Origin of the sequence: Dietzia kunjamensis, assembly GCF_045689975.1 — a bacterium.
GTDB lineage: Bacteria > Actinomycetota > Actinomycetes > Mycobacteriales > Mycobacteriaceae > Dietzia > Dietzia kunjamensis.
The window spans coordinates 1,191,295-1,208,874 of sequence record NZ_CP143297.1; the positions used below are offsets into that span (position 1 = coordinate 1,191,295).

Below are 17,580 nucleotides of genomic sequence, written 5' to 3' on the forward strand. Positions count from 1 at the left end.
CCGGCACCCCGCGGTGAGCGGGGTGATCATTGCTGGGCCCTGTGTGGGGGAGGGGACGCGGGCTCGACGTGGTGCACCGACCGCACCTTCGGCCCTGACTGCGTCCCCGCCCCGGCACACGGGGCCGGATGTCAGCTCTGGTCGAGCTTCTGGATGTAGTCGACCGCGTCCTGAACAGTACGCAACTTGGCGAGGTCCTCGTCGGGGATCTCAACCCCGTAGCGGTCCTCGGTCTGCACGGCGATCTCCACCATGGAGAGCGAATCGATGTCGAGATCGTCGACGAAGGACTTCTCCGGGGTCACCTCGGAGGGTTCGATCCCGGTGACCTCCTCGACGATCTCCGCCAGTCCTGCGATGATCTCGGCCTCGGTGCGTGCCATGTGGTGTCCCTTTCTGATGGGTGGTGCCGTGCCCGGCGGGCGCGACGGATGGTCTGGTCGCGATCGCCGGCCGGGGCCGACGATCGGGGGTGGGAGGAGCGGTCAGGCGCCGCTGAGTGCGGGGACCGACTCGAGGGCGAGTTCGAGGTCCTCGGGGGTGGTCACGCCGTACCGGGGAACGTCACGCATCATGCGCTTGGCCAACCCGACGAGTGAGCCGGAGGGCGGCAGCTCGATGAACGCATCGACGCCCAACTTGAGCATCGTCTGCGTACAGAGGTCCCACCGGACGGGATGGGTGATCTGGGAGACGACCCTGTCGAGGGCGTCGCGACCGGAGGTGACGACCATGCCGTCGGCGTTGGAGACCAGCGTCAGCTCCGGGTCGTTGACCTCTATCGTGTCGGCCAGGTCGCGGACCTCGTCGACGGCGGAGGCCATGTGGTGGGTGTGGAACGCCCCGGCGACCTCCAGCCGGCGCAGTCGCGCCCGGCTCGGTGGATTCTGCTCCAGGGCGTCGCAGGCCTCGAGCGGGCCCGCGGCCACGATCTGGCCCGCGCCGTTGCGGTTGGCGGGCTGCAGCCCGGCGGTGTCCAGCGACAGCAGGACATCGGCCTCGACCCCGCCCAGTACCGCGATCATGCCGGTGGGGCGCTCGGCACACGCCCGGGACATCGCGGCACCACGGACGGACGCCAGGCGCAGGGCGTCGGCTTCCGACACCACGCCGGCGATCGCCAGTGCGGCGATCTCGCCGATCGAGTGGCCGGCCACCATCGTGTCGCAGGGCACCTGGCCGCGACGGCGCAACTCGGCGGCACCGAGCAGGGCCGAGGCGACGACGAGTGGCTGGGTCACCGCGGTGTCGGTGATCTCCTGCAGGGTCGCAGTCGTGCCGAGACGCTCGAGGTCGAGTCCGCTCGATGCGGACCACTCGTCGAGACGGTCCGAGGCACCGGGCAACTCGAGCCAGGGCGCGAGCATCCCGGCTTTCTGAGACCCTTGTCCAGGGGCAGTAAGGCAAAGCACGGGTATCAGACAACACGCCCCGCCCCTCTTAGGATGATGTTCCCCAAGCCAGAAACACAGCCGGGATTTTGTACGATTCCCACAAATGGCGAGCTGGCTGGTCGTCCATCTCCGGTCGGTTCGATTTCGTTACACCTTGTTACGGGAGTGATTGATTACGACTCCTGAGTGCTTCGGTCGGCGAACTTCCCGAGGACGAGGGCGATTCTCAGGACAAAAGCGTCCCTCGCGTTAAGCGGGTCGAATTTGGTGATTTGACTCACTCTCTTGAGGCGGTACCGCACGGTGTTGGGATGGACGTACAACTCGCGGGCACACGCCTCGACGTGCCCGCCGGAGTCCAGATAGGCCCGGAGGGTGTTCTCGACCGAGGTGTCTGCGCCCCTCAGCGGTGTGACGACCCGGTCGACCAACATCGTCGCCGCGCCCCGGTCGCCGGCGAGGACCCGCTCGGGCAGGAGGTCGATCGCCGCGACCGGTCGGGGGGCGCCGGGCCAGCCACAGACCGCCGCCACGCCGGAGAGCGCCTCGGTCGCGCTGTCCGGGGCCTCGGCGAGGGAGCTCACCGTGTGCCCGACGACGACCGGCGCGTCGGGTGAGAAGGAGTCGAGGACCTCGGCCGGGACGGCGGAGGAGGACTCGAGCTCCCCGGAGAGGATGACGACGAGGCGCGCGCCCTGTACCACGGCCAGTGCGTGGCGGCCGGCCGCGACCGCGGCTTTGTGGGCGGCGGGCACCGACGCCAGTCCCAGTTCTTCACGGGGCCTGCCGACGATCACCGTCGCCGCGGTGGTGGGGTCCCAGTTCAGTGCCGAGGCCCCGGAGGCGAGGTCGGCATGACGATCACCGCGGACCACGGCGTCGACCAGCATCGCCTCCATTCGGGTATCCCAGGCTCCCCGGTTCTCCGCGGCGGCGGCGTAGACCGCCGCCGCGGTGAAGCCGAGTTCACGGCCGAACTTGAGCACCGCGGTGATCATGAGTCCGCGTTGGCGCTCGTTGTGGGTGATCCGGGGCATCACCAGCTCGAAGTACTCACACGTCGACCGGACGAGCTGGACCGTCTGTTGCAGGGTCAACCCTTGGCCGAGCCCCTTGGGGAGCAACTTGAACCCCGCGATGGTGTCCGTGTGCGGAGCCTCGGGGTTGCGCATCCAGGTGACGAAGTCGCGCACCGCGCTCTGGATGATCAGCTGGATCTCGGCCCGCTGGTCGGCGGACAACTCGGCGAAGAACGCCAGGTCCTGTTCCAACGCGCGGACCGCCTCGGTCGACAGGGTCCCCGAGTACCGGGTGATGCGCTTGAGCAGGGCGTCGGAGACGGGACGCTCGTCCGGCGGCGTCGCGGAGCGTCGCCGGACGGGATGTGCGTCCCTCTCCCCGGTCCCGGGGTCGGCCATGTCTGTCACGCCACTCCGGGGTCCGTCGTCGGCTCGGGGGCGGCCATGACGTCGTCGATCCGGTACAGACGCGCCGCCTCGAGCAGGGTGGTCTTGTCGATGGCACCCTCACGGGCCAGGCCCGCGAGGACGGCCACGACGATCGACTCGGCGTCCGTGTTGAAGAAGCGGCGGGCGGCGGGCCGGGTGTCGGAGAACCCGAAGCCGTCACATCCGAGCACGGTGAAGTCCCCTGGGACCCAGGCGCGGATCTGGTCCGGAACCGCCTTCTGGAAGTCGCTCACCGCGACCTTCGGACCCTCGGCCGAGGCCAGGGCCGCGGTGACGAACGGGATGCGCGGCTGCTGATCGGGGTGGCGGAGCTCGTGGCGTTCGCACTCGAACCCGTCACGGGCGAGCTCCGTCCACGAGGTCGCCGACCACAGGTCGGCCGCGACGTCCCACTTGTCGGCGAGCATCTTCTGCGCCTCGACCGCCGCATACATCGCCACGCCGGACGCGAGGATGGAGGCCTTGTGGCTCCCGGCCTCCGCCGCGCGGAAGCGGTACAGACCGCGCAGGAGGGCGTCGACGTCCAGGTCCTCGGGCTCCGCCGGCTGCGGGACGGGCTCGTTGTACAGGGTGATGTAGTACGACACGTTGCGGTCGATGCCGTCGGTCTCGGTCTCGTGGGCCGCGCCGGGGCCGTACATGCGCTCGATGCCCGCGCGCATGATGTGGGCGACCTCGTACGCCCACGCCGGGTCGTAGGAGATGATCCCCGGGTTGGTCGCGGCCAACAGCGGGGAGTGGCCGTCCATGTGCTGCAGACCCTCGCCGGTGAGCGTCGTGCGGCCGGCGGTGGCGCCCAGCAGGAATCCCCGGGCGAGCTGGTCGGCGGCGGCCCAGATGCCGTCGCCGGTGCGCTGGAACCCGAACATGGAATAGAAGATGTACAGAGGGATCATCGGCTGGCCGTGGGTCGCGTACGCGGTCCCGGCGGCGGTGAACTCGGCGACGGACCCCGCCTCGCTGATGCCCTCGTGCATGATCTGGCCGTCCTTGGCCTCCTTGTAGCTCAGCATGAGGTCGTGGTCCACCGAGGTGTAGTTCTGCCCGTGCGGGTTGTAGATCTTCAGGGTGGGGAACCACGAATCCATGCCGAAGGTGCGGGCCTCGTCGGGGATGATCGGCACGAAACGGTCGCGCAGGGACTCGTCGCGCATGAGCTCCTTGGCCGTCCGCACGAGCGCCATGGTGGTGGCGACGGCCTGCTTACCCGACCCCTTGCGGAGTGACTTCAGGGCGTCGATGCCCGGCACGGCCAGGGGTGTGAAGGTCTGGCGCCGCTCGGGGACGTGCCCGCCGAGGGCGGACCTGCGGTCCAGCATGTAGCGGATCTCCGGCGAGTTCGGCCCCGGGTTGTAGTAGGGCGGCTGGGTCGGATCGGCCTCCAGCTCCTCGTCGGTGATGGGGATCTGCTGCTTGTCGCGGAACAGTTTGAGGTCGTCGAGCGTCAACTTCTTCATCTGGTGGGTCGCGTTGCGCCCCTCGAAGTTCTGGCCCAGCCCGAAGCCCTTGATGGTGTGGGCCAGGATGACCGTCGGCCGGTCGGTGTGCTCGAGCGACGCCTTGTACGCGGCGTGGATCTTGCGGTAGTCGTGCCCGCCGCGGCGCAGCGCCCAGATCTCGTCGTCCGTCATATCCTCGACGAGCTTGGCGGTGCGGGGGTCGCGGCCGAAGAAGTGCTCGCGGATCCAGGCGCCGTCGTTGGCGCGGAAGGTCTGGTAGTCGCCGTCGGAGACCGAGTTCATCAGCGAGACGAGCGCGCCCTCGGTGTCCTTGTCGAACAGGGCGTCCCATTCGCGACCCCAGACCACCTTGATGACGTTCCAGCCGGCGCCGCTGAAGTACGACTCCAGCTCCTGGACGATCTGGCCGTTCCCGCGGACCGGCCCGTCGAGACGCTGGAGGTTGCAGTTGATGACGAAGGTGAGGTTGTCGAGGGCGTCGTTCGCGGCGATCTGGAGTGCGCCGCGCGACTCGACCTCGTCCATCTCACCGTCACCGAGGAACGCCCACACATGCTGCTGCGACGTGTCCTTGATGCCGCGGTTGTGGAGGTAGCGGTTGAACCGCGCCTGGTAGATGGCGTTGATCGGCCCCAGACCCATCGAGACCGTGGGGAACTCCCAGAACTCGGGCAGCGAGCGGGGGTGGGGGTAGGAGGGGAGTGAACGCCCCGGATGGCTCTTCTCCTGCCGGAACCCGTCGAGGTCCTGCTCCCGCAACCGGCCCTCGAGGTAGGCCCGGGCGTACATGCCCGGGGAGGCGTGGCCCTGGAAGTAGATGTGGTCGCCGCCGCCGGGATGGTCCTTGCCGCGGAAGAAATGGTTGTACCCCACCTCGTAGAGCGGGGCCGCCCCGGCGTAGGTGGAGATGTGACCGCCCACGCCGATCCCGGGCCGCTGGGCGCGGTGGACCATGATGGCGGCGTTCCACCGGATCCATCGACGGTAGGTCCGCTCCACCGCCTCGTCGCCGGGGAACTCCGGCTCGAGGCTCGTGGGGATGGTGTTGACATAGTCGGTGGACGTGAGGGCGGGCAGCGGAACACGCTGCTTGGAGGCTCGCTCGAGGAGACGCAGCATGAGGTAACGGGCGCGCTCGGGCCCGGCCTCGGCGAGCAGGCCGTCGAGCGAGTCCATCCACTCCTGGGTCTCCTCGGGGTCGGAGTCCGACAGGTAGGAGGCGACCCCTTCCCGGAGAATCGGCACGTTGGTGGGTGCGGTCCCGTCCCGTGGGCCTTCGTTTCCGCTCATGCGTATCGTCCTCACTTCTGTGATTCGTACCGTGGCCGCCCGGTGGGGCCACCACATGTCGTGGTACATCGTCGGGCCCGGGCCGCGGCCCGCAGGTGTGGGCGGATCGCGTCGGGCTCGGGGCGGGCCACCGTAGGCCCACCGGTTCCGATTGTGCCCCAAAGCGTGACGCGCGACACCGTCGCCTGAGCCGACACACCGACAAATGGGCGGTAGTCGTTTCCCCGGCGGGTGTGCGCGGGTAGTGTTCCTGGTCAGCGAAAGACCCGAGAAGTAGCACGACGGAGTAGAGGGAGGAACACCACGGTGGTCGCCGCGGCGAACCAGCAGGACGGAGCGGACCAGGTAGCTGGTCAGCTCGAACTGACGGAGGGCATGCTCGTTCAGGAGGTCGGATGGGATTCCGACTGTGACGAGTCGATCAGCGAGGCCATCGAGGACGCCGTCGGATCAGAGCTGCTGGAGGAGGACACCGATGAGGTGGTCGACGCGGTACTGCTCTGGTGGAGGGACGGTGACGGCGACCTGGTCGACCGACTCATGGACGTCATGACCCCCCTGGCGGACGACGGCTCGGTGTGGGTCCTCACCCCCAAGACGGGGCTCGACGGGCATGTGGTGCCCGCAGTGATCGCGGAGTCCGCCCAGACCGCGGGGATGTTGCAGACGCGCACCGCCGCGCTCGGGGACTGGGCCGGAAGCCGGCTCGCCCTGCGGAAGAACAGCATGCCCCGCAAGTGATCGCGGCACTCCGGACCCCTCGTGCGCCCCGGGGTGGGGCGCTGTCCCGGGTGGGATAATCTGACCGCACCGGCGCGATCGACGCGTCGGTGCGCACGCGCGCGTAGCTCAGCGGTTAGAGCTCTGGTCTTACACACCAGCGGTCGGGGGTTCGATTCCCTCCGCGCGCACCGATGATGAAGACCGACCGATGACAACCGGCCTATGACAACCGGCCGCACCCGGTGCCGAGGGCTCGGCGCGGGTCAGGTCCGGAGGCGGTCCGCTCGGCGGAAGGCCCTGCGCTGCTCGGCGTCGTTGCGGTCGCCGTAGCGGGCCCGCATCGCTCGTTCACGGGCGGACGCCTCGTCGAGCTCGGTGGTGCCCCGGTCGCCGCCGTCCGATTCACCGCGGTTCGTGTCACCGCGGTTCGTGTCACCGCCCGTCGTGTCGCCTCCAGCGGCGCCGCCGCTGTCGCGGCCGAGGTCATCGGTGTCGCCTCCCCGGGCGTCGACCCCCGCGGTGGGCGTGGTGCCGTCATCCGGCGTCCCCACCCCCTGATCGGCGTCGGCGGCCGCGACCTCGGCGTCGCGACGCCGGGCCCGGATCTCCGCCCAGGCGAAGTAGATGAGCGCGGCCGGGGCGAGCACGCCGAAGGCCAACCACTGCAGTCCGTAGGACAGGTACGGGCCGTTCTCGATGCCGGGGATCGGGGCGGGGGTGAGCGATCCGGGCTGGCCCCCGGCCAGCTGCAGGTAGCCCTCCGACACGAGGTCGTGTCCGAGGGTGTCGCCGATGACGACCGGGTCCACCACGCGCACGGCGGGCAGTCCGGCCATCGGGACGGGCTCGGCCTCGCCCGGCTCGGTGACCCGCAGCCGGGCGGTGATCTCGACCTCGCCGCCGGGGGCGGCGGGATAGTCCGGGACCGCGTTGTTCTCCCCGACGAGCACGTATCCGCGGTTGACCAGCATGTCCGCGCCGTCCACGGGGTCGAACACCGTGAGAACCTGGTAGACCAGCTCGCCGTCCACCGACCGGAGCCGCAGCAGTGCCTCGGAGTCCGGTCGCCACTCCCCGGTGAGGGTGACCAGGCGCCATTCGCGCTCGGCGTAGGCCCGCGGGCCGTCCACCACCTGCGCCAGCGGCGCGGGCTCGGCCTCGACGGATTCGGCCAGGCGGGCGTTGCGGGCGTCGAGATCGTCGCTCTTGCCCAGCTGCCACGGGGCCAGCAGCGCGAAGCACGCCCACGCGAACAGGGCCGCGGCGAGGACGCCGATCACCCATCCCGGGGTCAGGAAACGCCGCAGTATCCGCATGCTCCCAGGGTATCCGTCCCGGCGCGGCGGGTCCCGTGGCAGGTGTGCCCGCTACCCCGTGAGCTCGCGCACCTCGGCGACCAGCCCGGGCAGGGCCGCGGTGATCTGCAGGCGGGTGCGGGTGAAGCCGCTGTCGTCTCCGTAGTAGGGGTCGGCCACGTCGGTGCCGTCTGCGCCGTGCTCGTGTGCACGGGGGTCGTAGGACCGCAGCAGCCGGATGCGGCCCGGGTCGACCCCTGCCCGGAGTAGGTGGTCGCGGTGGCCGGTGTCGAGGGCCACCACCAGGTCGGCGTCGTGGTCGCCGGGGGACAGCTGCGAGGCCACGTGCCCGGTGTCGTAGCCGTGGGCTGCGAGTTCGGCGGCGGCGCGCGCGTCCATGCCGTTGCCGACGTGCCAGTCGCCGGTGCCGACGCTGGAGACGGTCACCCGGTCGCCGAGTCCGGCGTCGTGGAACGCCCGGCGGGCCATGACCTCGGCCATGGGGGAGCGGCAGATGTTCCCGGTGCAGACGAACACCACCCGCACCCGCGACTCACCACCCACGGATGATCTCCTCCAGCGCCGCGGTGTCGACGGCCGACCAGTGGGCGCGGTCCCACTCGTCGGGCCGCCCGTAGCCCCAGCGCACGATCGCGGTCGGGACGCCGTATCGGGCGGCGCCCTCGATGTCGTGTTCGCGGTCGCCGATCATGAGTACCTGCCCGGTCCCGCCGCCGTCGACGGGCGTCGGGTCGATCCCCATCGCCGAGAGGGAGTGCGCGATGACGTCGGCCTTGGCCATCCGGCCGACGGAGATGTCCGCCCCACCGATGAACTCGAAGGGGGCGGCCAGGTCGAAGTGCCCGAGGATCCGGCGCGCGGCGACCTCGTCCTTGCTCGTGGCGACCGCCATCCGGTAACCGTCGACGGCGAGTCGGTCGAGCAGCGCGTCCATCCCCGTGAAGACGGCGTTCTCCAGCCACCCCACCTCGTCGTAGCGCTCGCGGTAGGCCGCCACCGCCCGGTCCAGGTCGGCCCCGGCGAGGCCGAGCGAGGTCAACGTGTCGACCATGGGCGGGCCGGCGATGGAACGGATGTCGCGGTCGGAGTCCCAGCGCGCGCCCACCACGCCGAGCGCGTGGTGGAGGGACTTGGCGATGCCGTCGAGGGAGTCGGTGATGGTGCCGTCGAGGTCCACGAGGAGGATCGGGCGGTCGGTCATGCCGCCATCCTCCCAGAGTCCGCCGCGCGGGTTCCCCCGCCGGTCCGCGGCCGTGCGCCGCGCGTGGTCGTCCTACGCTTCCGGGAATGAGCGAGAATCCCGGACAGCGCCCCGACCCGGCGTCGTGGGCGGCGCTGCGGCACCACGGTGACGCCGAGCTGGTCCCCGGCGCCCTGGACTTCGCCGTCAACGTGCGCGGATCGGGGCCGCCGGGGTGGCTCCGCGACAGGTTGGCGGCCCGCCTCGCCGACCTGGGGGGATACCCCGGGGGCGACGACGACGAGGCCGCCGTCTCCGCCGTGGCCGCCCGTCACGGGGTCGGACGTGACCGCGTCCTGCTGCTGGGTGGCGCCTCGGAGGGGTTCCACCTACTCGCCGCCCACGCGGCCCGGAACCAGCTGCGAGCGGCGGTGGTGCACCCGTCCTTCACCGAACCGGAGCTCGAAGTGCGACGGGCCGGCGTGCCGGTGGAGCGGGTCCTCCTGCCGGTTCCGTTCGACCTCGACCCCGGCCTCGTCCCCGAGGAGGCGGACCTCGTCGTCGTCGGCAATCCCACCAACCCCACCTCGGTGGCGCACCCCCGGTCCGCCGTGGCGGCGCTGTGCCGGCCCGGACGGGTGACGGTCGTCGACGAGGCGTTCTGCGACATCCTCGCGGACGAGGCGGCCCACACTCTGGCCGGTGCCGACCTGCCGGGCCTCGTGGTGCTGCGGTCGCTGACCAAGACGTGGGCGCTGGCCGGCCTGCGCGTGGGGTACGCCGTCGGGGACCCGTCGGTGTTGGCCGATCTCGCCGCGCGCCGTCCGCACTGGCCCCTGGGCACTCTCCAACTGGAGGCCATCCGGGCGTGCGTCGGTCCGGCGGCCGATCCGGAACTCGAGGCCGCGCGGGCGCAGGTCGTCTCCGAGCGGGACACCATGGTCCGCGCCCTCGACGCCGCCGGGATCGAGGTGGCGGTGCCCCCGTCCGCGCCGTTCGTCCTGGTCCGCACTCCGGCCGGGATCGACCCGGTCGCGTTCCGGACCGGGCTCGTGCGCCGGGGGATCGTCACCCGCCGCTGCGACACGTTCCCCGGCCTCGACGCCACCTACCTGCGACTGGCGGTGCGGCCGGGCACGATGGTGGACGAACTCGTCGGAGCCTGGCTCGGACAGGTCGCGGGACGGACAGGTCCCGCTGCGGCGGGTGAACAGGAAGGGGAGTGACCATGACCACCGGCAGGCCCACCCTGGCCGACGTCATCGACCTGTTGGAGCACGCCTACCCGCCGCTGCTGGCCGAGTCGTGGGACCGCGTGGGGCTGGTCGCCGGGGACCCGGCGGCCGAGGTCGGACGGGTCGTCGTGGCGGTGGACGCCACCGACGCCGTGGTCGACCACGCGCTCGCCGAGGGCGCCGACCTGCTGCTGGTCCACCACCCGCCGCTCATGCGCGGCGTGCACTCCGTGGCCGCCGACACCCCCAAGGGCCGGCTGCTGCACAAGCTCATCGCCGGCGGGTGCGCGCTGTACTCCGCGCACACCAACGCCGACTCCGCACGGCCCGGCGTCAACGATGCCCTCGCCGACGTGCTCGGCCTGGTCCCCGGCCGCCCCCTGGCCCCCACCGGTGACGGCACCGTCGACCGGTGGGTGGTGACCGTGCCCGACGACGACCTCGACGACCTGCTGAACGCGGTGTTCGCCGCCGGGGCCGGACGGATGAGCGGCTACACCGAGTGCTCGTTCTCCGTCCAGGGCACCGGGCGGTTCCGTCCCGGCGACGGCACCGACCCGACGATCGGCACCATCGGCGAGCCCGAGCGGGTTTCCGAGACCCGGGTGGAGTTCGTGGCGCCGCCCGAGCTGCGGTCCGCGGTGCGGCGAGCCGTCCTGGCCGGGCACCCCTACGAGGTGCCCGCCATGGACGTGTTCGTCAACCACGCCGGACCCGGGCCGGGGCCCGAGGACACCGGGCTCGGGCGGATCTGCGAACTCGACGCACCGATGACGCTTGCGCAGTTCACCGAGCTCGTGGCCGAGCGTCTGCCCACCACCGAGTGGGGGGTCCGCGCCGCGGGCGACCCCGACGCCGAGATCAGGCGCGTCGCGCTGTGTGGCGGATCCGGCGACTCACTGTTGGGTGCGGCCCGCGCGGCGGGCGCCGACGTCTACCTCACCGGGGACCTGCGCCACCACGTTGTGGACGAGCACCTTCGCTCGGGCGGACCCTTGCTCGTCGACGCCGCGCACTGGGCGCTGGAGTTCCCGTGGTGCGCCCAGGCCGCGGCCCTGCTCGAGGAGGGGGCGGACCTCACCGCGACGGTGTGCGATCAACGGACGGACCCCTGGACGGTGGCCGCCGGGGGAGGGCGCGTGCAGCGGTAGTCTTGGCACCCATGAAGGCCGATCCCCACGACCAGCGTCGACTCGTCGACATCGCCGACCTCGACCTGCGCCTGGCGAGTCTCGAGCACCGGCGGTCGCAGCTACCCGAGCAGACGACCCTGGACGAGCTGGAGGCCGAGCGGCGGGCCGCCACCGAGTCCGTCGCCCGTGCCCGGATCCACCTGGAGGATCTCGACCGCGCCCTCGCCAAGCTGCGGTCCGATCTGGAGGCCGTGCGCCGGCGCCGGGCGGCCGACTCCGATCTGCTGGCCAAGGGCGGCCTGTCCGAGCGGCAGGCCACCGAACTGGACTACGAGCTGCGTTCGCTGGCCCGCCGCCAGGAGGCCCTCGAGGGCGAGCTGGGTGAGCTGGGCGAACGTCACGAGGCCATGGAGGCCGACGTCCGCCACTCCGGGGCGATCGTCACCGACCTGGACGCGCGGATCGGGATGGCCGCGACGCTGCGGGACACCGCTCTCGCCGAGCTCGAGGACGCGGTCACCGAGACGATGGCCGAACGGGCCCGGGAGGCGGAGACCGTCCCCGCCGACCTCCTCGATCACTACACCCGTAGCGCCGCGGAGGCGGGCCGAGGGGCGGCGATCCTCAACGGGGGCCGTTGCTCGGCCTGCGCCATGGACCTGGACCGGAGCACCGTCTCGGCGTTCCGCTCCGCCCCCGCGGACGAGGTCCTGAACTGCCCCGAGTGCGGCGTGATCGTGGTCCGCACCGACAACTCGTGACCGGCGGGCCGGGTTCCACCGGCGGGCCGGGCTGGACCGGCGCCACCGGGCGCCCCACCCGGATCGTCCTGGCCCGTCACGGCCAGACCCCGCTGTCGGTGGACCGGCGCTATTCGGGCCAGGGCGACCCCGAACTCACCGAGTTGGGCGTCACCCAGGCCGAGCGCACCGCCGCCCGGCTCGCGGCACTGCCGGATCTCGCCGCGGTGGTCTCCTCCCCACTGCGCCGGTGCCTGGGCACTGCCGAGCGGGCCGCCGACGCCGCCGGCGTGACCCTGGTGGTGGACGAGGACCTCATCGAGACCGACTTCGGGGGGTGGGAGGGGCTCACCTTCCGGGAAGCCGCCGAGCAGGATCCAGACCTCCACTCGCAGTGGCTGGGCGACACCGCCACCTCGCCCCCGGGCGGCGAGAGCTTCGCCGTGGTGCGGGCGCGCGTCGAGCGGGGACTGCGGCGCATAGTCGCCGACCGCCCCGGCGGCGTGGTCGCCGTCGTCAGCCACGTCACCCCCATCAAACTGGCGATCCGGGCGGGCCTGGGCGCCGGTGACGAACTGCTGTTCCGGCTGCACCTGGATCTCGCCTCCGTCTCCGACGTGCGTTTCTACTCCGACGGGCCCACCTCGGTGCACCTGGTCAACGACACCTCCCACCTCGTCTGAGCCCGCACCCCGACCGGCCCGCGCGGGCGACTAGACTCCCTGGAGCGAACGAGTCGGCCGGACGGCCGCGGACAGGGGAACCGGCGCCACAGGCGACCAGGCCCCGGCCCGAGGAAAGTCCGGACTCCACAGAGCAGGGCGGTTGCTAACGGCAACCCGGGGTGACCCGCGGGACAGTGCCACAGAAAACAGACCGCCGCGCCTGCGGGCGCGGTAAGGGTGAAACGGTGCGGTAAGAGCGCACCAGCGCCCCGGGTGACCGGGGCGGCTAGGTAAACCCCGCCCGGAGCAAGGTCGAAGGTCGCACCGCTCGCGGTGCGGCTGCGCGGATTGTGTGCAGCGATGCACGGGAGGGCTGCTCGCCCGAGTCCGCGGGTGGACCGCTCGAGGTACCCGGTGACGGAGTGCCCAGATGGATGGTCGTCGCCCTCCGCCCGCGGAGGGCACAGGATCCGGCTTACAGGCCGGCTCGTTCGCCCCGTTCCCGGCAGGCGGTGCTGCGGCGCGCGGTGGCGGGCCCGGACCCGGATAGTAGGGTCCGAGGTGACAAGCCCGTCCCGTCGAACCGAGGAGGCCCACCGTGTCGGAAGAGCAGTGGTACTACGACATCGCCACAGGTCAGGCGCAGCAAGGCAAGGTGACCAACTGGGACAACCGGATGGGCCCGTATGCCACGCGCGGCGAGGCCGAGGCGGCGCTGGCCAAGGCGAAGGCCCGCAACGAGGCCTGGGACGCCCAGGACGACTAGTACTGACCCGACGGCCCGGTGCCGCCGGGCCGTCCTACTTCTTCCCGCCCTTCTTCTTGCCGCTCTTCTTTTTGTCCTTCTTCTTCCGGCGCCGCCGTGCCGCACGCCGTGACTCGGACAGTTCGCGATAGGCGGCCGTGACCGCCGCGGCGTCGCTCTCGAACCCCTCGAGGGTGCGCTCGGAGAACGCCCGCTCGTGCTCGAAGAGCACGCCGAGGCCGAACGTCGACTCACCGGCGAACTCGGCCCGCCGCGCGATGCGCCGGATCCACTGCCGGGTGGTGACGCTGTCCTGGACCTCCCCGAGCACCGTGTGCAGCCGGTCGCAGGCCGTACGCAGCGGGGCCACCGTGAGGTCCTCCGTGTTCGGAACCGCACTGACGTTGCGGCGCAGTGCCTTGGCGCGCTTGCGCACGACGTGGGTGAGTTCCTCCCGCTGGGCCAGCGTCAGATCGAGGGAGTCCAGGTCGCGCTCGGTGCGAGTGCGGACCTTGGTGAACTTGGAGAACTGCCGGTCCACCCCGCGCAGCAGTGTCTCCTCGGCCTCGCGCCGCTTCCTACCGCCCTTCGACGGAGCACCGCCCTTCGACGACGCCCCGCCCCCCACTGCGGCAGGGCCGGTGCCGGCGACGCGGACCAGCTCGTGGAGTCGGTCGACCACGTCGAGGTACCGGTCGGAGAGCAGCGCCGCGGTGACGCGTTCGCCCGCGCGCTGCTCCTCGAAGTCCAACTCGGTGCGCAGGAGATGCCGGGTCCGTGCGGTCACCACGTCCTCGGGGTAGTCGGCTGCCAGCGCCCCGAGTCGCTGGTCGACCACCTGGATGTCCCGGGCCTTGCCCAGCACCGCGGCGAGTTCCTTGAGTTCGGCGAGGAGCGCGGCCGGGTCGATGTCGGTGCCGGCGGTCTCCGCCCCGAGCTCGTCGGCGTACGAGCTGATGGTGCTCCGCAGGCCACGGACCGCGACGCGCATCTGGTGGACGCCCACCACGGTGACGCGCCGGGCCGCCGGATCGTGGTCGAGGAGTTGCTGCAGGTCCTGGACAAGGGCGTCGCGCACGGGCGAGACGCCGCGCTCGTAGAGGTCGGGGAGTGGGCCGATGGTGCGGGCGAGTTTGGACGACGACGACGAGGCGTGAGCCCCGGCGTCCGCGCAGGCTGCAGCGACGGTCGCGAGGAGATCGTGTGCATCGGGTCGCGCCGGATCGACCAGTTCGGTCTCCCATTCCCGCCATCCCGCCGTTGATCCGCCGGCGACGAACGACTCGGTGGAGACACGGTCGTCGCAGAACTCGATCACCGCGGCCCCGTCGGGGTCCCGCAGCGTGAGGACCTGCCGGCGGTTGTCGATGCGGGCGACGGGCTCGAGGGGCCGACGGCGGACCAGCCCGGCGACGGCCGTGACGAGCTCCGCGGGGACGACGTCGTCACGGGGGTCGCCGTCGCCGAGCGGGGCCTGCAGTTCGACGCGTCCCGCCCGGTCGGGCAGTTTGAGGTGCCAACCCTCGTCGTCCCCGCCGGTGCGGCGCCGGAGTGTGACCTTGTGCCGGGTGAGCGAGAGGTCGGCGGTGTCGTAGTAGGTGGCGGAGAGCTGGTGCTCCACCGGGACGTCCGCGACGAGAGGCGCCAGGGCGTCGACCGTGGGCAGCGGGGTGTGCTCGTCGACCTCGAACTTGCTCTCGACCTCGACGGTCTCGTTGATCGTCATGGTCCGGTTGTATCAGTAAAGGATGAACACCGGCAGTGAGCGCCGCCCGTTCCGGACTTACCGGCGGGTAAGGTAAGTGGCTACGGTCACACATTCGTCGTAAGGGGAGACTGTGGATCAGCCGAAAATCGTCGACGTCCTGGTGGTGGGGGCGGGGTTCTCCGGGCTCGGTGCCGCCATCCGGCTCGCGCAGGAGGGCTTCGACGACCTCGTCGTCCTCGAACGCGGCCCCGACGTCGGCGGGACGTGGCGCGACAACAGCTATCCGGGCGCGGCGTGCGACGTCCCGTCCCACCTGTACTCGTACTCCTTCGCCCTCAACCCCGACTGGTCACGGGCCTTCTCGCCGCAGGGCGAGATCTACGACTACATCCGGAAGGTCACGCACGAGGCCGGCGTGCGCGAGAAGATCCGCTTCGGCGTCGACGTCACCTCGGTGGACTATGACGAGTCCCGCGGCCGGTGGACGGTGCGCACCAGCGAGGAGGAGTACGACGCCCGCGTGGTGGTGCTGGGCGTCGGGGCACTGTGCGAGCCCAGGCTCCCGGAGATCGACGGCGTCGGCGACTTCGCCGGGCCCGTCTTCCACACCGCCCGCTGGGACCACTCGGTGACGCTGGCCGACAAGCGAGTCGCGGTGATCGGCACGGGCGCCTCGGCGATCCAGGTGGTGCCGTCCATCGCCCCGACCGTGGCGCACCTCGACGTCTACCAGCGCACCGCGCCCTGGGTCCTGCCCCGGATGGACCGGCAGTACCCCCGGTTCGAGCGGTCGCTGTACCGCCGGGTGCCCGGGCTGCAGCGCGCGGTGCGGGCCCTGCAGTACGCCAGCCGCGAGTTCCAGGTGGTGGGCCTGACCCGCACCCGCGCGGCGCTGGCACCCATCAAGGCGCTCGGACGGGCACACCTGGCGATGCAGGTGCGCGACCGTGCCCTGCGCGCGCGGCTCACCCCGCACTTCGAGATCGGGTGCAAGCGCATCCTGCTGTCCAACACCTGGTACCCGGCACTGTCCCGGGACAACGTCGACGTGGTCACCGAGCCGATCACCCGCGTCACCGAGGGCGGGATCGTCACCGGTGACGGAACCGAGCACCCCGCCGACGTCCTGGTGGTGGCCACGGGCTTCCACGTCACCGATTCACCGTTCTTCGAGCGCGTCCGCGGAACGGACGGGCGCACCCTGGCGGACAAGTGGCAGAGCGAGGGGATGGAGGCCTACAAGGGGACCACGGTCGCCGGCTACCCCAACCTGTTCGTCCTGGTGGGCCCCGCGACCGGACTCGGGCACTCGTCGATGATCTACATGATCGAGTCCCAGCTCAACTACCTCGTGGACGCGCTGCGCTCCATGCGGGACCGCGGCCTGCAGACCGTCGAGGTGCGTGCGGCCGTCCAGGACGCGTACAACCGCGAACTGCGCGACAGCACCGGCGAGACCGTGTGGGTGACCGGTTGCCGGAGCTGGTACCTCGACGACAAGGGCAACGCGCCGGCCGTGTGGCCGGACTACACCTTCACTTTCCGCAACCAGACCCGGGAGTTCGACCTGAGCGCCTACCGGCGGACCGCGGCCGGCGACACGGCCGCGACGCGTACCGGGCAGGAGGCCCTCCGGTGAGCGCCCCGATCGGCAGACTGTTCGGCACAGTCGGATCGCTGGCCCGCCGCCCCCGCTGGCGGATGGACGGCAAGGTCGTCGTCGTCACCGGCGCCGGCTCGGGGATCGGGCGCGAACTGGCGCGCGGGGCCGCGCGGCGCGGCGCCCGGTTGGCACTGAGCGACATCGACGCAGACGGACTGGCCCGGACCGTCGAACTCGCGCGCGGTGACGGCGCCACCGACGTGCACTCGCAGCGTCTCGACGTCACAGAACAGGCGATGGTCGCCGAGTACGCGGGGGCGGTCGCCGAGCACTTCGGTGTGGTCCACCTGGTCGTCAACAACGCCGGCATCGCGTTCACCGGGGCGGTCGAGCAGTCCGGCTACAAGGACATCGCCCGCGTCATGGAAGTCGACTACTGGGGCGTCGTGCACGGCACCAAGGAGTTCCTCCCGCACCTCATCGCCTCCGGCGACGGCCACCTGGTCAACATCTCCAGCATCTTCGCGTTCCTGTCCGTGCCCACCCAGAACGCCTACAACGCGGCCAAGGCGGCGGTCCAGCAGTTCACCGAGTCCCTGCGGATGGAGATGATGGCGGCCGGGCACCCCGTCGACGTCACCTGCGTCCACCCGGGCGGGATCAAGACCGCCGTCGCCCGGAGCGCCGGCGCGGCCGAGGGTCTGGACAGCGCGAACTTCGCCACGATCTTCGACGCGAAGTTCGCGCGCACCGAGGCGTCGACCGCCGCGCGGGTGATCCTCGACGGCGTCGAGCGACGTAGGGCGCGCGTCCTGGTGGGGGTCGACGCCCACCTGCTCGACGCCCTGGTCCGGCTGTTCCCGACCGGCTACCAGAAGGGCACGGTCGCGATGTCGCGCCGCTTCGGGGTGGTCTGAGA

15 protein-coding genes, 1 tRNA gene, 1 other RNA gene and 1 pseudogene are annotated in these 17,580 nt (G+C 71.3%); 10 read left to right on the forward strand and 8 right to left on the reverse strand.

The annotated features are described in order from the left end of the window. Positions 1–131: 131 nt before the first annotated feature. The 4 genes from acpM to aceE form a co-directional block, all read right to left on the reverse strand. Positions 132–383, reverse strand: a complete 252-nt coding sequence (gene acpM / locus VZF99_RS05585) for a meromycolate extension acyl carrier protein AcpM (RefSeq protein ID WP_067714230.1) — start codon at positions 381–383, stop codon at positions 132–134. 102 nt (positions 384–485) lie between these two features. Continuing rightward, positions 486–1,412, reverse strand: a complete 927-nt coding sequence (locus VZF99_RS05590; protein WP_096905694.1) for an ACP S-malonyltransferase — start codon at positions 1,410–1,412, stop codon at positions 486–488. Between the two features lie 155 nt (positions 1,413–1,567). Then, positions 1,568–2,812: a CdaR family transcriptional regulator gene (locus VZF99_RS05595; RefSeq protein WP_120285771.1), complete on the reverse strand. Its 1,245-nt coding sequence runs from the start codon at positions 2,810–2,812 to the stop codon at positions 1,568–1,570. Between the two features lie 5 nt (positions 2,813–2,817). Then, positions 2,818–5,613 carry a pyruvate dehydrogenase (acetyl-transferring), homodimeric type gene (gene aceE / locus VZF99_RS05600; RefSeq protein WP_407335859.1) on the reverse strand — a complete coding sequence of 932 codons (2,796 nt, stop codon included), beginning with the start codon at positions 5,611–5,613 and terminating at the stop codon, positions 2,818–2,820. 306 nt (positions 5,614–5,919) lie between these two features. On the opposite strand from aceE, the gene VZF99_RS05605 reads away from it, so the two are divergent. Both VZF99_RS05605 and VZF99_RS05610 read left to right on the forward strand, forming a co-directional pair. Beyond that, positions 5,920–6,354, forward strand: coding sequence for a DUF3052 domain-containing protein (locus tag VZF99_RS05605; protein ID WP_120285773.1), 435 nt, complete (start codon positions 5,920–5,922; stop codon positions 6,352–6,354). Positions 6,355–6,451: 97 nt separating this feature from the next. Then, a tRNA-Val gene (locus VZF99_RS05610) sits at positions 6,452–6,524 on the forward strand. Positions 6,525–6,599: 75 nt separating this feature from the next. Here the strand turns inward: VZF99_RS05610 and VZF99_RS05615 are convergent. From VZF99_RS05615 to VZF99_RS05625, 3 genes are read right to left on the reverse strand one after another with little or no spacing between them, the layout of a single operon-like run. Beyond that, complete coding sequence (locus VZF99_RS05615; RefSeq protein WP_407335861.1) at positions 6,600–7,652, reverse strand: SURF1 family protein; 1,053 nt, start codon at positions 7,650–7,652, stop codon at positions 6,600–6,602. A gap of 51 nt (positions 7,653–7,703) precedes the next feature. Next, the gene (locus VZF99_RS05620) at positions 7,704–8,195 is read right to left on the reverse strand and encodes a low molecular weight protein-tyrosine-phosphatase (RefSeq protein ID WP_227022076.1); all 492 of its coding nucleotides are present in this window, start codon (positions 8,193–8,195) and stop codon (positions 7,704–7,706) included. After that, on the reverse strand, positions 8,185–8,853 hold the full coding sequence (locus VZF99_RS05625) for an HAD hydrolase-like protein (protein ID WP_407335862.1): 669 nt from the start codon (positions 8,851–8,853) through the stop codon (positions 8,185–8,187). The genes VZF99_RS05620 and VZF99_RS05625 overlap by 11 nt, the downstream gene beginning before the upstream one ends. 86 nt (positions 8,854–8,939) lie before the next feature. Here VZF99_RS05625 and cobC point away from each other — a divergent pair, with 86 nt between their 5' ends. The 6 genes and pseudogenes from cobC (at position 8,940) to VZF99_RS05655 (ending at position 13,371) form a co-directional block, all read left to right on the forward strand. Beyond that, positions 8,940–10,058, forward strand: coding sequence for an Rv2231c family pyridoxal phosphate-dependent protein CobC (gene cobC / locus VZF99_RS05630; RefSeq protein WP_407335863.1), 1,119 nt, complete (start codon positions 8,940–8,942; stop codon positions 10,056–10,058). A gap of 2 nt (positions 10,059–10,060) precedes the next feature. Next, positions 10,061–11,218, forward strand: coding sequence for a Nif3-like dinuclear metal center hexameric protein (locus tag VZF99_RS05635; RefSeq protein WP_407335864.1), 1,158 nt, complete (start codon positions 10,061–10,063; stop codon positions 11,216–11,218). 11 nt (positions 11,219–11,229) lie between these two features. Further along, positions 11,230–11,961, forward strand: a complete 732-nt coding sequence (locus VZF99_RS05640; protein ID WP_069389229.1) for a zinc ribbon domain-containing protein — start codon at positions 11,230–11,232, stop codon at positions 11,959–11,961. 26 nt (positions 11,962–11,987) lie between these two features. Next, a pseudogene (locus VZF99_RS05645) lies at positions 11,988–12,623 on the forward strand (histidine phosphatase family protein); the annotation flags it as partial. A 49-nt stretch (positions 12,624–12,672) separates the two neighbouring features. Next, an RNA gene (rnpB, locus tag VZF99_RS05650) (RNase P RNA component class A) lies at positions 12,673–13,099 on the forward strand. A gap of 104 nt (positions 13,100–13,203) precedes the next feature. After that, on the forward strand, positions 13,204–13,371 hold the full coding sequence (locus VZF99_RS05655; protein ID WP_119193045.1) for an SPOR domain-containing protein: 168 nt from the start codon (positions 13,204–13,206) through the stop codon (positions 13,369–13,371). 34 nt (positions 13,372–13,405) lie between these two features. Here the strand turns inward: VZF99_RS05655 and VZF99_RS05660 are convergent, their stop codons facing one another. Beyond that, a complete protein-coding gene (locus tag VZF99_RS05660) occupies positions 13,406–15,076 on the reverse strand; it encodes a CYTH and CHAD domain-containing protein (RefSeq protein ID WP_185951730.1) in 1,671 nt (556 codons plus the stop codon). Positions 15,077–15,188: 112 nt separating this feature from the next. Between VZF99_RS05660 and VZF99_RS05665 the strand changes: the two genes are divergently transcribed. Together VZF99_RS05665 and VZF99_RS05670 are read left to right on the forward strand one after the other, a co-directional pair. Then, complete coding sequence (locus tag VZF99_RS05665; RefSeq protein ID WP_407335865.1) at positions 15,189–16,697, forward strand: flavin-containing monooxygenase; 1,509 nt, start codon at positions 15,189–15,191, stop codon at positions 16,695–16,697. Positions 16,698–16,759: 62 nt separating this feature from the next. Beyond that, entirely contained in the window at positions 16,760–17,578 is an 819-nt protein-coding gene (locus VZF99_RS05670; protein WP_407336085.1) for an SDR family NAD(P)-dependent oxidoreductase, read from the forward strand. The last annotated feature ends 2 nt before the right edge of the window (positions 17,579–17,580 follow it).

Bases quoted from the DNA above. Each gene is read 5' to 3' on its own strand.
- acpM (WP_067714230.1), bottom strand. From the start codon at position 383: ATGGCACGCACCGAGGCCGAGATCATCGCAGGACTGGCGGAGATCGTC.
- VZF99_RS05595 (WP_120285771.1), bottom strand. From the start codon at position 2,812: ATGGCCGACCCCGGGACCGGGGAGAGGGACGCACATCCCGTCCGGCGA.
- aceE (WP_407335859.1), bottom strand. From the start codon at position 5,613: ATGAGCGGAAACGAAGGCCCACGGGACGGGACCGCACCCACCAACGTG.
- VZF99_RS05615 (WP_407335861.1), bottom strand. From the start codon at position 7,652: ATGCGGATACTGCGGCGTTTCCTGACCCCGGGATGGGTGATCGGCGTC.
- VZF99_RS05625 (WP_407335862.1), bottom strand. From the start codon at position 8,853: ATGACCGACCGCCCGATCCTCCTCGTGGACCTCGACGGCACCATCACC.
- cobC (WP_407335863.1), top strand. From the start codon at position 8,940: ATGAGCGAGAATCCCGGACAGCGCCCCGACCCGGCGTCGTGGGCGGCG.
- VZF99_RS05635 (WP_407335864.1), top strand. From the start codon at position 10,061: ATGACCACCGGCAGGCCCACCCTGGCCGACGTCATCGACCTGTTGGAG.
- VZF99_RS05640 (WP_069389229.1), top strand. From the start codon at position 11,230: ATGAAGGCCGATCCCCACGACCAGCGTCGACTCGTCGACATCGCCGAC.
- VZF99_RS05660 (WP_185951730.1), bottom strand. From the start codon at position 15,076: ATGACGATCAACGAGACCGTCGAGGTCGAGAGCAAGTTCGAGGTCGAC.
- VZF99_RS05670 (WP_407336085.1), top strand. From the start codon at position 16,760: ATGGACGGCAAGGTCGTCGTCGTCACCGGCGCCGGCTCGGGGATCGGG.